Source organism: Chryseobacterium sp. Leaf405 (genome assembly GCF_001425355.1).
Lineage (GTDB): Bacteria > Bacteroidota > Bacteroidia > Flavobacteriales > Weeksellaceae > Chryseobacterium.
Genome location: NZ_LMQN01000015.1, coordinates 946,236 through 962,140 on the forward strand (window position 1 = coordinate 946,236; position 15,905 = coordinate 962,140).

13 protein-coding genes and 1 pseudogene are annotated in these 15,905 nt (G+C 34.5%); 10 read left to right on the top strand and 4 right to left on the bottom strand.

Translation table 11 applies throughout. The features are described 5' to 3' along the window. Both ASG22_RS14225 and ASG22_RS14230 read left to right on the top strand, forming a co-directional pair. The gene (locus ASG22_RS14225) at positions 1-513 is read left to right on the top strand and encodes a hypothetical protein (protein WP_055985867.1); all 513 of its coding nucleotides are present in this window, start codon (positions 1-3) and stop codon (positions 511-513) included. 100 nt (positions 514-613) lie between these two features. Continuing rightward, complete coding sequence (locus ASG22_RS14230) at positions 614-1,645, top strand: hypothetical protein (protein WP_055985870.1); 1,032 nt, start codon at positions 614-616, stop codon at positions 1,643-1,645. Between the two features lie 37 nt (positions 1,646-1,682). On the opposite strand, the pseudogene ASG22_RS14235 reads toward ASG22_RS14230, so the two are convergent. Beyond that, a pseudogene (locus ASG22_RS14235) lies at positions 1,683-3,971 on the bottom strand (GH92 family glycosyl hydrolase). Positions 3,972-4,196: 225 nt separating this feature from the next. Between ASG22_RS14235 and ASG22_RS14240 the strand changes: the two are divergent. After that, the gene (locus tag ASG22_RS14240) at positions 4,197-5,996 is read left to right on the top strand and encodes a hypothetical protein (protein WP_055985873.1); all 1,800 of its coding nucleotides are present in this window, start codon (positions 4,197-4,199) and stop codon (positions 5,994-5,996) included. Positions 5,997-6,109: 113 nt separating this feature from the next. Beyond that, a complete protein-coding gene (gene lepA / locus ASG22_RS14245; RefSeq protein WP_055985876.1) occupies positions 6,110-7,906 on the top strand; it encodes a translation elongation factor 4 in 1,797 nt (598 codons plus the stop codon). A gap of 41 nt (positions 7,907-7,947) precedes the next feature. On the opposite strand, the gene ASG22_RS14250 is transcribed toward lepA, so the two are convergent. From ASG22_RS14250 to ASG22_RS14260, 3 genes are all read right to left on the bottom strand, one after another. Then, a complete protein-coding gene (locus tag ASG22_RS14250; protein WP_055985879.1) occupies positions 7,948-8,157 on the bottom strand; it encodes a hypothetical protein in 210 nt (69 codons plus the stop codon). Between the two features lie 132 nt (positions 8,158-8,289). Next, positions 8,290-8,910 carry a DUF1579 domain-containing protein gene (locus ASG22_RS14255; RefSeq protein ID WP_055985881.1) on the bottom strand — a complete coding sequence of 207 codons (621 nt, stop codon included), beginning with the start codon at positions 8,908-8,910 and terminating at the stop codon, positions 8,290-8,292. A 109-nt stretch (positions 8,911-9,019) separates the two neighbouring features. Beyond that, positions 9,020-11,155: a glycosyl hydrolase family 28-related protein gene (locus ASG22_RS14260; RefSeq protein WP_055985884.1), complete on the bottom strand. Its 2,136-nt coding sequence runs from the start codon at positions 11,153-11,155 to the stop codon at positions 9,020-9,022. A gap of 181 nt (positions 11,156-11,336) precedes the next feature. Here ASG22_RS14260 and ASG22_RS14265 point away from each other — a divergent pair, with 181 nt between their 5' ends. From ASG22_RS14265 to ASG22_RS14290, 6 genes are all read left to right on the top strand, one after another. After that, positions 11,337-12,032, top strand: coding sequence for an NUDIX hydrolase (locus ASG22_RS14265; RefSeq protein ID WP_055985888.1), 696 nt, complete (start codon positions 11,337-11,339; stop codon positions 12,030-12,032). Between the two features lie 258 nt (positions 12,033-12,290). Further along, positions 12,291-12,740, top strand: a complete 450-nt coding sequence (locus ASG22_RS14270; RefSeq protein WP_117590799.1) for an NADAR family protein — start codon at positions 12,291-12,293, stop codon at positions 12,738-12,740. 32 nt (positions 12,741-12,772) lie between these two features. Continuing rightward, positions 12,773-13,321 (top strand): 2OG-Fe(II) oxygenase, encoded by a 549-nt coding sequence (locus tag ASG22_RS14275; protein ID WP_055985890.1) that lies wholly within the window; start codon positions 12,773-12,775, stop codon positions 13,319-13,321. 64 nt (positions 13,322-13,385) lie between these two features. After that, on the top strand, positions 13,386-14,237 hold the full coding sequence (locus ASG22_RS14280) for a hypothetical protein (RefSeq protein ID WP_055985893.1): 852 nt from the start codon (positions 13,386-13,388) through the stop codon (positions 14,235-14,237). A gap of 4 nt (positions 14,238-14,241) precedes the next feature. Continuing rightward, positions 14,242-15,312, top strand: coding sequence for an adenylosuccinate synthetase (locus ASG22_RS14285; RefSeq protein WP_055985895.1), 1,071 nt, complete (start codon positions 14,242-14,244; stop codon positions 15,310-15,312). 43 nt (positions 15,313-15,355) lie between these two features. Beyond that, entirely contained in the window at positions 15,356-15,829 is a 474-nt protein-coding gene (locus ASG22_RS14290; protein WP_055985899.1) for a macro domain-containing protein, read from the top strand. Positions 15,830-15,905: the final 76 nt, after the last annotated feature.

Consider the following 15,905-nt stretch of genomic DNA (forward strand, 5'->3'; position numbering starts at 1 on the left):
ATGAAAAAGATAGTATTTACACTTTTTATCATTTACGGTTTTGGCTTGAATGCCCAAAAGACAGACTATGACTGGAAGAAAATGGACCCTAAACAAAGAAAAGAGGTGATAAATAATCTTTCCCCGGAAGAAAGAAAAACGCTTCTTACCAAGTTCAGGAACAATATGGTGATGGAAAATCTAAACATAGATCCAGGCGATAAAACTGAATTTACAGAGATTTATAATGAATATCTGGATAGCCAGAAGCAGATAAAAGGTCAGTTTAATTCTAATTTTAATCCGGAAACGTTATCTGATGATGAAGCCAAGGCTAAACTTCAACAGAGTTTTGAAGTAGGGCAGAAGCTATTGGATAACCGAAAAAAATATGCTGATAAGATGCAGCAGGTAATACCTTGCCAGAAAGTTCTGAAGCTGTTTCAGTCTGAGGGGATGATGAGAGATAAAATGAATGAAAGAAAACCTCACGGAAACAATAACAATGCTTCAAAGCCTAAGCAAGACCCATAATAGTTTATTTTTTTAATGTTGGACGACTCTCACGAAATTTTTTTGTGAGAGTCGTTTAATTTTAAAGGAATTCCTATTTTTGAAGTAAATCCATTTTTCAATGAAAAAAACATTTTTCTTTTTATTATTTTCGGTATTCTTGATTGCTCAGAAGACTGAAATTATTGACTTGTCAAAATCAATAAAAGACAGTAAAAACTCAATCCGAAATTTTACCGTCATTGATCAAAGACCGGATAAGGCAATTGGAAGTGTCATATTTCATAAAGATCAGGTGAATATTGTATTTGAAAAAGATGCAGTTACAGATATTCAGGAATGGTTTTATAAAGATAATAAGGTAAGAGGAAACAATGATTTTGTTTTGTTGTTGGAAAGTTTAAATATTACTGAAGAAAAAAAAGAAAAATATACCATTGGAAAACTTGAAGTGAGAGCCAGTACTTTTATTAAAAAATCGGATGGATATCATTTTGTTTACAGAAAAGATACGGTGGCTGAGGTCTCATCTATAAAAACACCGTATCTCGCTCAAAGTTTGGCAAAAAAGGTGACAATTGTACTGACGGATTTAATCAAAAATTCTTACAATAAAAGAGCATGGGACTATAATATTTCAGAAAGCGAACTTCCAAATTATACCACAATATTAAAAGATAAGCTTGATATTTTAAAAACAGGTGAATTGAAGGACGGTGTTTACAAAGATTACTATAGTTTTTTTACGCACAATCCCGAGCCTGACTTTGTAATCCAGACTAATAATAAAGAAATTGTGACTAAAGCAGTAAAGGGTGAAGAAAAAGTACCCATCAGAAATTTCTATGCTTTTGTGTATAATGGTGTAGCTTATAAAGTAATTCCCGTGGGCTATGTAGAGATTTTCAGAGATGAAATGGGACTTTTTATTGAAGTTAAAAAAGAAGAGCTATTCCCGGAAAATTCTTCTAATTATTTTTTCATTGGAGGTGGAGTAGTAGGTTTAGTAGCAAGTGTAGTAGGAAATGTAGCTGTTGCAGCAATTGACGCCAGTGTTGCCAAAAAGAGAAGAGGGATGGCGGGAACAGATGTTTCGCTTGATCCTTTTACAGGACATTATATTTTGCCTGAAAATTTCGGAAAATCTAAGTAGAGATAAAAAAAGACAGCTGAGTTGGCTGTCTTTTTCATTACTTTTTATCCGTAGAATACGAGTAGGGGAAATCTTTTTCGTCGGTTCCTTTTTCTTTGTTCGGTTGAGAAATCATATCAAATTTCAAAGTTGCTCCCTTCATCAATTCTGAGTGGCTCAGCCAGTTTTTAGAATATTTTTTACCATTAAATTTTAAAGAATTCACATAACAGTTTTCATCGCTGTTATTTTTAGCTCTAATTTCAACAGTTTTTCCGTTTTCTAAATGAATTTTAGCGTTTTTAAACAATGGAGCACCCAAAACATACTGATCTGTCGCCGGAGTTACAGGATAAAAGCCAAGTGCTGAGAAAATATACCACGCTGAGGTTTGTCCGTTATCTTCGTCACCGCAATATCCATCGGGAGTTGGCTGATACAGTCTGTTCATCGTTTCACGAACCCAATATTGCGTTTTCCAGGGCTCTCCGGAGTAATTATACAAATAAATAATATGCTGTGCCGGCTGATTTCCATGGGCATATTGTCCCATATTCGCATTCACCATTTCCTGAATTTCATGAATCGTTGAACCATAATAAGAATCATCATAAATCGGAGGAATTTCAAAAATCTGATCTAATTTTTTTGAAAATTCTTTTTTTCCACCCATCAGTTTTGCCAGTCCGTTAATATCCTGAAAAACTGACCATGTATAATGCCAAGAATTTCCTTCTGTAAAAGCATCGCCCCATTTAAACGGATTAAAAGGAGCCTGAAAACTTCCATCCTGATTTCTTCCGCGAGCCAATTTTGTCTCAGGATCAATTACTTTCTGAAAATTTTGGGAACGTCTGTAATATTCTCCCCACTCATATTCGGGTTTGCCTAAGGCTTTTCCGAGTTGTGCAATGGCAAAATCATCATAGGCATACTCCAAAGTTCTTGCTGCATTTTCATTGATTTTTACATCATAAGGAACATAGCCTAATGTTTTATAATACTCAATTCCCAGTCTTCCTGTCGCTTGCGGACCTTCATTATTGGCACCGTGAAGTAAAGCCTGATACAAAGTTTCAATATCATAACCTCGCAAACCTTTCATATAAGCATCTGCAACCACCGATGCCGAATTATTTCCAATCATGATATCTGAATAAGACGGACTTGACCATTCCGGAAGCCAGCCGCCTTCTTTATAATCATTAATTAGCCCTTTCTGCATCTCAACATTAATGCTTGGATAAACCAAATTAAGGAAAGGGTAGAGCGCACGGAATGTGTCCCAAAAACCGGTTCCTGCAAAACGATAACCTGCCTCAGTTTTCCCGGAATATGGACTGTAATGAACAACTTCTCCCGCTTTATTGATTTCATACATTTTATGCGGAAAGCAAAGCATTCTGTAAAGACAAGAATAAAAAGTTCTCATTTGATCGATTGTTCCGCCTGCAACTTCAACTTTTTTCAGTTTCTCATTCCATGCCAGTTTTGCTTTTTTTAAGGTATTATCAAATGAATCGTTATTAAGTTCTCTTTGTAAATTTAATTCTGCCTGTTCTAAACTGATAAATGAAGAAGCAACTTTTAAGTTTACTTTTTCACCTTTTTTAGTCGAAAAACCAACCACGGCTCCGCAATGATCTCCAGTAATTTCCAACGCATCTTTTACAAAATCTTTATCTTTCCAGGTTGAGTATTTCGTGAAAGGTTTATCTGCATAAATCACAAAATAATTTTTAAAACCAACCAATTTCCCTCTTGAGTATCTTGTTGAATAGCCCACAATTTTATTTTGAGACGGAATAATCGTAATACTCGAACCTTTATCAAAAGCATCCACAACAAACCAGGAATTTTCAGAATCGGGATACGTCAGGCGCAATTGTGCGGCTCTTTCTGTCGGCGTAACTTCTGCTGTAACGTTATGATCTGCCAAATAAACACTGTAATAATAAGGTTTCGAAACCTCTGATTTATGAGAAAGCCAGCTCGATCTTTCTTCTTAATCAAATCGCATTTTTCCAGTGATTGGCATAATAGAAAACATACCGTAATCATTCATCCAGGGTGAAGGTTGATGAGTTTGTTTAATTCCACGGATTTTATCGGCATCGTAAGTGTACTGCCATCCGTTTCCGTTTTTCCCGGTTTGCGGCGTCCATAAATTCATTCCGTGAGGAACGGCAACGGCGGGATAGGTATTTCCATTGGATAAATCAGGTTTTGAAAGAGATCCGATGAGCGGATTTACAAATTCTTCCGGATTTTCGGGTGCTTTTTCAATCCATTGCGATTTCAGTTGAATGAATGGAATGATTAAAAGAAGTAAAAGAACTTTTTTCATTTTAAAAAATAAGATTGAGCTTTTGCAGATTTTGAATTGAAAAGATAAATATTTTTGAAAAAACAAAAGGTATTTATCAAAATAATTTGAACTCTTATTCAGGAGGAAGGATATAATGATTTCTTGCCTATATAACTGATAGTATTTTCACCGGAATAATGACTAAGTTTGTATTTCTTGGCTCATAAATTGATAATCCCACAACATTATTGAATTTAATTATTGATGAATAAAACGATTCTCATTTTAGTTTTCTTTTTAAGCAGTTTTTCTTTTTTTAACGCACAGGAGAAAAAAGATTCGCTGTATTATATAATTGAAAAATTTTCGGATAAAAGAAAAGTTACCAAGTTTATTCATCGTTTTATATTTCGTAGAGAAGCAGATTCGGCTTCCGTTAAATCTACTACTGAAAAACTGCCACAGGAGACTTACGATGGAAAATACATCAGAAACATTAAAATAGAAACCATTGACCCGTTCGGATATGGTTCCAAAGATAAAAAAGAAAAATCCAGATGGTACGATTGGTTTACAAATCATCTTCATTCTAATACGAGAATTTCTACCGTTAATAATTATTTACTTTTCGAAAAAGGAGAAGAATATAATGCCCAGAAAATCTACGAATCTGAACGTTTGCTCCGAACAATGCCTTTCATTAACAGAGTCAACATCAGTATTTCCGACAGTACTTCGACCAAAGATTCTATTGATGTTATCGTAAAAGTTCTTGATTCTTGGAGTCTAAAACCAAGAGTCAGTTATTCGGGAAGTAAGATCGGATTGGGGGTTACCGAAGAAAATATGCTCGGATTGGGACACGAATTGAATCTATTATACAGAAACGATTCTAAAGAAAAACAGGATTATCTTTTAGGAAGTTATACGGCGTATAATCTTTTTGGTACTTATATCAATGCTCAGGTTTTGGGAGAACGGGATTTTTTTAAGAATGAAAGAATCAATTTCAATGTGAGGAGAGATTTTTTCTCACCATTAACGAAATGGGCGGGTGGTTTTTCTTTTGAATATTTTATGCGAAACGTTACGCTTCCCATAGAAAATACGACGACTTTTCCTGAAGTTCAAATCAAAGTATACAGCCAGGATTTGTGGGGTGGTTATCAAATTCCTGTTTCATCAAATCCGGACGAGAAAATATCCAGTAATATCGCATTGATAGGAAGATTTCAGAATTATCAGTATAAAGACAGCCCAATAATCGATCAGTATCAATATTTCAGTTCATACAGCAGTTTTCTGATGTCTGCAGGATTTGTACAAAGAAAATTTTCTGTTCAGAAAAATATTTTTCAATATGATCTGCCAGAAGATATTTCCTACGGTAATTCTGCGACTCTTACCGGTGGTTTTTTGTCACGAAGCAATAAAATGATCCCTTATGCTGGAATTTCTGCTTCGTATGGCGATTTTACTAATATTGGATATTTTAATGTAAAAGCTCAGTTCGGGAGGTTTTTTAATGAAGACAGACAAGATCGTGAGTCATTTCGTTTTGACGGAACATATTTTACCAATTTAATGGATTGGAAATTTGCCAAAGCAAGACATTTCTTTTCTCCGACATTAGCATTGGGAAATCCGCAGCATAATTATTCTTACAGAGACAGGATTAATCTTACTTCAGGAGACGAATTTCCTGTTTATAACGGAGATTATATAGGAACTAAAAAATTGGTTTTAAGATATCAGCTTCAGCTTTTTATTAATAAAACCTGGAAGAATTTTCATTTCAGTCCATACATAACGGCAGCAGCAGGATGGTTAAGCATGCCTGATGAAAAATTATTGAAAACAACGACCAATACGAAAATAGGAATCGGTGTTTTAATTAATAATCCGTACTTGGTTTTCAACAGAATTCAGGTTTCTTTTATGTATTATCCGCGTGTTCCGTTTGATAATAATTCAATTTTTGATTTCAACAGCAACCGAAATAATGTTTTGCCACTGAATGGCTTTGGAGCCGATATCCCACATTTTGTGAATTTCGGAAATTAATGAACGTAAATTAATACCAAAATCACAATTTAAAATTAATTTTTTGCTCTGTAAAATTAAGAATGAGGAATTCTCTCGCATTTTCTTATCTTTGCAAATTACATAGTTCTTAAATGAAAAACATACGAAATTTTTGCATAATCGCTCATATCGACCACGGTAAAAGTACTTTGGCGGATCGTCTTTTGGAGTATACCAACACGGTGACCCAAAGAGAATTACAATCTCAGACGCTCGATGATATGGATTTGGAGAAAGAACGTGGAATTACAATTAAATCTCACGCCATCCAGATGGATTATGAACTTAATGGAGAAAAATATATTCTAAACCTAATTGATACACCGGGACACGTAGATTTCTCTTACGAAGTTTCCCGTTCCATTGCTGCCTGCGAAGGGGCGCTTCTGATTGTAGATGCTGCACAAAGTATTCAGGCACAGACAATTAGTAATTTATATTTGGCGTTAGAAAATGACTTGGAAATTATTCCGATTCTTAATAAAATAGATCTTCCATCTGCTAATCCTGAAGAAGTTACCGACGAAATCATGGGATTGATTGGCTGTAAATATGAAGATGTTTTAAGAGTTTCAGGAAAAACGGGAGAAGGTGTTCATGATTTGCTTGAGCAGATCGTGAAAAGGGTTCCTGCTCCGGTTGGTGATCCTAATGCACCACTTCAGGCATTGATTTTTGACTCAGTTTACAATCCGTTCAGAGGAATTGAAGCTTATTTCAAAATTGTTAATGGAAGTATTTCTAAAAACGAAAAAATCAAATTCTTCGCTACAGGAAAAGAATATGGTGCAGATGAGGTAGGAACTTTGAAACTAAAGCAGGTTCCGAAAAAAACAATTGAATGTGGTGACGTAGGGTATCTTATTTCCGGAATTAAAGATGCACGAGAAGTAAAAGTAGGTGATACAATTACTTCATTTGTAAATCCTGCAGCAGCTGCAATTGATGGATTTGAAGAAGTAAAACCAATGGTTTTTGCGGGTATTTATCCTATTGAATCTGAGGATTTTGAAGAGTTGAGATTTTCATTGGAAAAATTAAGACTGAATGATGCTTCTTTAGTTTTCGAACCTGAAAGTTCAGCGGCACTTGGTTTCGGTTTCCGTTGCGGATTCTTAGGAATGCTTCACATGGAAATCGTTCAGGAACGTCTTGAAAGAGAGTTTAATATGAACGTAATTACCACGGTTCCCAACGTTTCATATCACGGATATTCTAAAAAAGATCCTGAAACTACAATTTTAATCAACAACCCATCTGAAATGATTGATCCCAATCTTTTAGATCGAGTTGAAGAGCCATATATTAAAGCTTCTATCATTACAAAATCTGATTTTGTGGGTGCTGTAATGACGCTTTGTATCGAGAAAAGAGGTGAAATCGTCAATCAGTCTTACTTAACTGCAGATAGAGTAGAATTAACTTTTAATATGCCGTTGGCTGAGGTCGTTTTTGACTTTTACGACCGTCTGAAATCTATTTCTAAAGGATATGCATCTTTCGATTATTCACCGATCGGAATGCGTTCTTCTAAATTGGTTAAGATGGATATTTTGATTAACGGAGACATGGTAGATGCATTATCTTCATTAATTCACGATTCAAATGCTTTTTACATCGGTAAAAAGATGTGTGAGAAACTTCGAGAACTGATTCCTAGGCAGCAGTTTGATATTGCGGTTCAGGCAGCATTAGGAGCGAAAGTTATCGCAAGAGAAACGATTAAAGCATTAAGAAAAGACGTTACCGCAAAATGTTACGGAGGAGATATTTCCAGAAAGAGAAAGCTTCTTGAGAAACAGAAAGAAGGTAAGAAGAAAATGAAGCAGATTGGTAGAGTGGAAGTACCGCAATCGGCATTTATGGCTGTTTTAAAACTAAACGATTAATATAAAAAAAGACCGATAGAAAAAATTATCGGTCTTTTTTTTCAAATATTTCTCTGTTTCTCTATGAGGTTTTTCTGAATAGCTAAAGCTCCCAATCCTAGGACAACTTCTGCAATTCCCAAAATTCTCACTAAGTTGATTCCGCAAGCAAGGCAATCCGGTTCCGGGAAAGGTTTTTTCCCTACTACAATAATTAAAACTCCGCCAATAATAATGATGATTACGATAAAGGCTCTTAATAATGTTTTCATGATGGTATAAATTAGTTTATTGCCTACATTTTAGGTTTTCGGCGTTACCTTTTATTTATACCAAATTTCATTATAACTGTCAATAAATCAGTACGTAAAATCACTATTTCGTAGCAGTATTTTCCCGATAAATTATTTTTTACGGGTATATTTAATTTCCATAGTTTTGAATTCTTTTCCGGTTTTAGAATCGGGACCGTACATTTCCATTTTCTGGGTATTGTCATCAATAAAAGTGAAAACTTCTCTGAAATTACAGTCTTTTCCCGGTCTTGAAGGATCGGTCATTTTTCCTTTAAATTCAATAGATTTTGTGGATGAATTCCAATCACCTTCTCCGTTCATTATTCCCGTTCCCATATTGTCGACCCATGTACTTACAAATTTTTTCTTGGAATTGTCGTAGCCAACAATACTCATTCCCTCAAAAGGCATTCTCATAAAATCTCCTTTATGTTCACTTACCTGATAGCGACCGTCCATGATCATTTTGTTAGTTGTTTCAGATGTACTCATCATAGGTTTTCCTCCATTTTCCATCCACATCGTATTTTCGCCTACCCACGCGCCGTCAGCTTTTGCCAACATTTTCTGCATTTCTCCCGGAGTTGCATATTCCATCCAGGCTTTTGTAGCGGTTGCAGAATCTACGGGTTTCCACTCTTCAGATTTTTCTGTTTTTACATCCATTTTCACTTTATCACAGGCAATGAATAGAAAAGCAGTATAAACTGCAAAGAATAAATTTTTCATAATTATTTAGTTTTAAGTTGATTATAAATTTAATTAAAATATTTTAATCATAAATAATAAATATAGGCCAGAAGAAATCTTCTGACCTATTAAATTGATCACTATTTTTTTAGATTATGGATATTACAGGTGGGCTAAAAACACATTGAACATCTGAGAGAGAAGCTGGGAGAAGTTCATTTAAGTAAAATGTATCGCCATTTTTACATCCGGTTATCCTGTAAGAAATTTGTGTATTTGGAATTTCAATATATTGACCGGTTGTCAGTTTTTGAGGCATATTTGTGGTGATAAAATTATTGCCGGCAGTTCCTGATATTGTTACACCCGAAAGAAAATTCGGCGTACCAAGTGTACCACTTTTAGTTACAACATTTAGTTGATTATTCATATCAATAAAGGTTTGACCTTGGGAAAAAGTTCCGACTTTATCCACAAGATTAGATTTCATGTAATATGGAAAGATTATTGGATCTTCTTCGGAAAAAGTGAAATATGTCACATCTGTAGCAACTAAAGTATTAAGTTGGCTCATATTTTCAAAGTTCAAACCTGCAGTAAAGGCATTTCTATTCGATGTTGGAGGAAAGTAGTCTTTGTTAGGTACTATAGCAACGATTAAGGAATCTCCACCTTTGGTAAATAATGTTGCCATTGTCTCTTTTACATATGGCGAAACGACATTACTACCTTCAATATGAAAAATATTAAAAAATACATTTGCAGTAAAAACATCTAGTCTGTTTTTAATTTTAAAAGTAGCTCCAAGATATTCTGGTACAGAATTAAAAGCAAAGGTAAATCCTCCATAAAAATGATTGTAACTTGAATTGCCATTTCCTTTACTTTCATATTGCTCACCATCGATTAGCATAGATTTTGGACTTACGGGAAGCTTTTTGAAATCGTAATTGTCTAAAGTATTATTAAGGAGATATGATGAACCATCTGTATCCGAAAACTTAATGACCGTTCCATTTTTTTTAGCTTCTTCATTTAAGAAAATATTTGGCTTTACAGCATTATTCTCAACAATTTCACAAGCATGAACAGATAGCAGAATATCATCCTTATTTATTATCTGGACACCCGTAAGATTGAATTTAATTTGCTCAGGATTAGGAGGAGTTGGAGGATACATTCCGTCCATATTATTTCCAAAAATTTCTACTTTGTTTCTATTAGATAAAGCTGTAGTTGCTGGTTTGTAAATGTAATCTCCATTAATATCCTTTCTCAATGAAGATATATAAACGGCATTGCTTGCCATCCCTTCAAAGTGATTACCAAAAAACTGAACAGCTGCGTTGTCTATTTCTATGTCAATACTATAAAAGTCAGTATTAAGGGAATTATAAGAGTAAGGAATTGAACCTTCGAAATTGTTGTCAATAATTCTGACCAGATCTTTTGCGAAATATCCGTAAATAACTCTTGAATTGTTATGGCATTTATTGTTTTCAAAAAGAAATCCCCAAGACATATTGCGTTGTTCATCATCGTCTGCAAAACCGAAATATAGACATTCATCATTCAGAGAAAATGCACAACCTGTAATTTGTACAGACGCAACATTATAAGCAGTTGCACTTTTAAATGATATAGCACGATTGAAACCTCTGAAATGACAATCTCTGACAATGAAGGGCCATGTTGGTCCGTTAAATTCAGATTTGAAATCAATAGCATAGGTTGTTCCTGGGGTTTCTATTGTTTCGACCCTTCCTTCTTTTGATAAAAATTGTATAGACTCTATAAAGATAGGATCTGTTACTGTATTTTTAAATACAAAGCCACTGCTGTTTTTAGGAATAATTAGAGAGCATCCTGAAAACGGAGAGTGAGGCTGTTGATTACTGTTCCATACTTTCCACCAACTTTCTTCTCTTAATAGAGAACCTGCTCCAATGAATTTCACACCACCTCTTGAGTTTTCGATAGGAGTATTAAGAAGGTAGTTTCCGGGCGGAAAGAATAATGTTTTTTGAGATGTTCTCTCGCAAAAGTCTACTGCTTTCTGAATGGCTTCCGAATCATCTGTCAACCCATCTCCAACAGCGCCAAACATTTTTACAGTAATGTAGTCATTTAATACTCTTTTGTAATATGTATGCTCATGCTGAATATAAATTATATGATCACAAAGACTATCGTCCATAGGTGTAGTATTATCATACCACGTTTCCGTTTGTACATACCTGCTTTGTTCACCGGTGTATTTGTCAATAATTAATAAATCGTTCATTTTTTTTAAATTAAATTGTTAATTAGTGTTGTTTATTCTGCAGAATAATTAAATTTCTATAGCAAAAATAATTGCGGAAAGCGACAAAACTCGACGTGTTAAAATAAAAATTCACAATTTAATTTAGGTTTACATTTAATAAAAAACGTAATTTTGTGTATTCACAACGCAAATTAATCAAATGGAGTCTCAAAAAAAATTACAGGATATAAAAGTTGCTGTAGACGCAGTTATTTTCGGATATTTTGACAAAAAAGATCTTCAGCTTCTGTTGATTAAAAGAAAAATTGCACCTTTCAAAGGGGGTTGGGCGCTTCCTGGAGGTCTTGTTCTTGACGATGAAAATCTGGATGATGCAGTAAAAAGAGAACTTCACGAAGAAGCAGGTATAAAACCCGATTTTCTGGAGCAGCTTTATACTTTTGGCAATGTCGGTCGCGATCCCCGAAATCGTGTAGTTTCTGTTGCTTATTTGGGGCTTGTAAATCCGTCTTACCACGAATTGTTTGCTGATTCTGATGCAGACGATGCCCAGTGGTTCAGTGTCAATCAACTTCCGAAACTGGCTTTTGATCATCAAAGTATTATCGATATTGCGCTCAAAAGACTTCGTACAAAAATTCAGTATCAGCCGATTGGTTTTAATCTTTTGAATGATGAGTTTGCTTTTTCTGATTTGGAAAATTTGTATAAAACCATTATCGGAAAAGAAATTGATCGTAGAAATTTCCGAAAAAAAATCATGAGCTACGGACTTTTGAATGAAACCAATAATCTTAAAAAAGAAGGCAGCGGAAGACCCGGAAAATTATTTACTTTCAATCAGGAGAAATATAAAGAATGGGAAGAACAAGGATTTTACTTTGAGATTAAATAGCTCTCTAAACATCAATTTCCAACAAGAAATAATTTCTTGATTTGTATTAAAGAAAAATTTATATCTGAAAATCAATTGTTTAAATTTATTAGTGTCAAATTAACGCAAATAAATTTGGATCGTAAAATCATATTTATTTACATTTGTGTAATAATAACGCAATCATGAAATATACGGCAGAAAATATCATTGAAAGATTTAACGAAAAAGAAAAGTTAGACTTTTTTATTCTTTTGGGGACACACAGCGAAAGATGATATTACAAAATCATGTTTCAGTCAATGGTTTCCTTTTAAATTTAATGAAGATGGAATAAGTTATAAAACGGCGGAACATTACATGATGGCGGGAAAGGCAAAATTATTTGATGATCAGGAAGTTTTTAAAGAAATTTTAACGGCAGAAACCCCCAATCAGGCTAAAAGTCTAGGAAGAAAAGTTAAAAATTTTGATCCGAAAATTTGGGACGAGCACAAATATGAAATTGTAAAACAGGGAAATCTGTTGAAGTTTTCTCAGAATGAAAAGTTTAAAGAATTTTTGCTTTCAACAAATGATAAAATTCTGGTAGAGGCAAGTCCGTACGATACCATTTGGGGAATCGGAATGTTAGAAACAGATCCAAGAGCAGAAAATCCACAGCAGTGGAATGGTGAAAACCTGTTGGGATTTGCTTTGATGGAGGTAAGAGATGAACTAAAAAGGTAAAAACACGATAACCAAACACAAAATACACTATTATGGAAAAGACAGAATTACACCCACAAATCTTTTTGATCGAAAATTTCCTTACAGATGAAGAATGCGATCATTACATTGGGCTTGCACAGGATCAGGTTTTTGAAGAAGCAAAAATTAATATGCACGGCCAGCAATTAATGAATAAAGGAGTAAGAAATAATGACAGATTGATGATTTTTAATGAAGATTTAGCCAAGGACCTTTTCGAAAAAGCAGCTGGCCTTCTTCCTAAGAATCATGACGATTATGAGATTTTAGATTTTAATGAAATGTTCAGGATTTATAAATATTCTCCGGGACAAAGATTTAAAATGTACCGTGACGGAAGCTATATCAGAAATGAAAATGAAAAAAGTTTTTACACTTTTATGATCTATCTGAATGATGATTTTGAAGGTGGAGAAACAGAATTCGAAAATTTATTTACAGTGGCTCCAAAGAAAGGATATGCATTGGTTTTTCATCATCCTTTAAGACACGAAGGAAAAACTTTAATCAGTGGTTTAAAGTATGTTTTAAGAACAGATGTAATGTATTCTAAAAGATAATTTTAAAAAAATAAGGCAAAACTACGCGGTTTTAAATTAGCGTAAAATTAACACAAAAAAAGTTATGGGAGGTACAAGATATGACATGGACGCTCGTTTCGACAGAGCAAGAAAAGAAGGATATGCATCAAAATCTGCGGGAGAAATTTTCACGCAGAATGCAAAAAGAAAAGCGCATGAATCTATGAATCCATACGGTATTTCTTTCAGAGAGTCAAGAGATTCTGAAGTTCATCCCAACTCAGTTCCTATTATTTTAGGGTTGGATGTAACGGGAAGTATGGGCCATATTCCTTATGATCTGATTAAAGATGGTTTGCCAAAATTAATGGGTGGAATTATCCAGGGCGGCGTTCCCGATCCGGCACTTTTATTCCTGGGAATCGGTGACCACGAATGTGATGGCTATCCTTTGCAGGTCGGTCAGTTTGAATCAGGAGACGAAGAACTGGATATGTGGCTTACCCGAACCTATATTGAATCAGGCGGTGGCGGAAATGCCGGTGAAAGTTATTTATTAGCATGGTATTTTGCGGCTTTTCATACTAGAACCGATGCTTTCGAAAAGAGAAATCAAAAAGGATTATTGTTTACGGTGGGTGATGAACCTTGTCTGAAAACGCTTCCGGCTTCTGCCATCAGAGAAATTATGGGAACTGGGCAACAGACGTTTAAGCACACAGAATTATTGCAGGAAGCCAGAAAACGATATGAAGTGTATCACATCAGTGTTCTGCACTCCGAGCAGGCAGTGAGAGCAGACAGAGGATGGAGAGATTTATTAGGCCAGAATTGCTTGTCAATATCAGATTATCGTGATGTTCCGAAAGTGATTAAAGAAGTGGTTTGCAGAACATTCAAAAATAAATTTCTGAGACCGACTGATCTTTCAGAGTTAGATTATATTAAAAAATAGTAAGATGAAAATAGCACAAATAGTTATAGGCTTAGGGTTTGGTGATGAAGGAAAAGGTATCACTACAGATTTTCTTGCTCAGCAACATCCTGAGTCTGTAGTTATTCGGTTTTCTGGAGGTCAACAGGCGGCGCATACCGTTATGATTGATGATAAAAAGCATATTCATTCCAGCTTTTCGAGTGGTGCGCTGCGTGGTCTGCCTTCGTATTTTACGGAACACTGCACGATTCACCCAACCTATTTATTGAATGAAAGGGAAGAATTAATTCATAAAAACGGAAATATTGAATTAATCATTCATCCGTTGGCAAAAGTAACTACCCCTTTTGATGTTTTATACAACAGGAAAAATGTCAAAAATTTAGAACACGGGACCTGCGGAAAAGGAGTCGGAGCCACGATGAAAAGAAATGAAAGTCCGTTTAAATTATTTGCTGTTGATTTAATTGCTCCCAGAACAATGCTGATTGAAAAATTAAAAGGAATCGCCAACTATTACGGTTTTGAAGAAGATGAAGAAATCAATAATGCTTTGCAGGATTTTTTAGAAGCGATTGATAAAATTGACTGGAAAATAGAGGACTATGAGTATTTAAAAACGTTTAATCATATTATTTTTGAAGGAAGCCAGGGAATTTTATTAGACATGGATCACGGCATTTTTCCGAATGTGACTTTTGCGAATACCACTTCAAAAAATGCGTTTGAGATTTGTCAGTTATTAAAAATTGAAAATATCGAAATGTTTTATGTGACAAGAAGTTATTCAACCCGTCACGGAAGCGGTTGGATGAGCAATGAAAAATCGCTGCCATTGAAAAATAATGAAGAGGAAACCTGTACTTTTAATGAATATCAAAAAGGATTACGTTTTGGAGATTTAGATTATGATTTGTTGAATTATGCTTTGAAGTTAGATGAAGCGTACGTGGTTGCTCAAAAGAAAAATCTGGTGGTTACTTGTTTAGATCAGTTAAAAGAAAAATTTAAAATAGAAAATATTAAGATAAATTTTGATGCTGTTTTTGGTTCTTATTCTCCTTATTCAAAGGATTTTAAGATAATTGATTGATAAGGGTTTTTAATCAAAAATTAGATAATATAATTATATAACTATGAAAACAATAATATATTTAAAAGGAGATGCTACAAACCCACAAAGAAAAGGAAATAAAATCATTACTCATATCTGCAATGATATAGGAGGTTGGGGAAAAGGTTTTGTTTTAGCGATTTCCAAGCGATGGAAAAAGCCTGAAAATGAATACAGAAAATGGTTTCAAAATGGTGAAAATTTTAACCTTGGAGAAATTCAAATGGTTGAGGTCGAAGATGATCTATGGGTTTGCAACATGATTGGACAGCATAAAACAGCTAACAATTCAAAAGGAATTTTACCGATTAGATATGAGGCTGTTGAAAGCTGCTTAGAGAAAATTTCTGTTGAAGCCTTAAAAATAAATGCAAGTATTCACATGCCGAGAATCGGTTGCGGCTTGGCAGGTGGAAAATGGAAAGAAATTGAACCGATTATTGAAAGAACATTGCTGAAAAATAATGTGGAAGTATATGTTTATGATTTTGAATAAATAATTATTCGAAATTTAACATGCTGTAAAATTCTTAGCGAGCTTTGCTAAGTGAAACGCCTTTTTGAACTTAAAA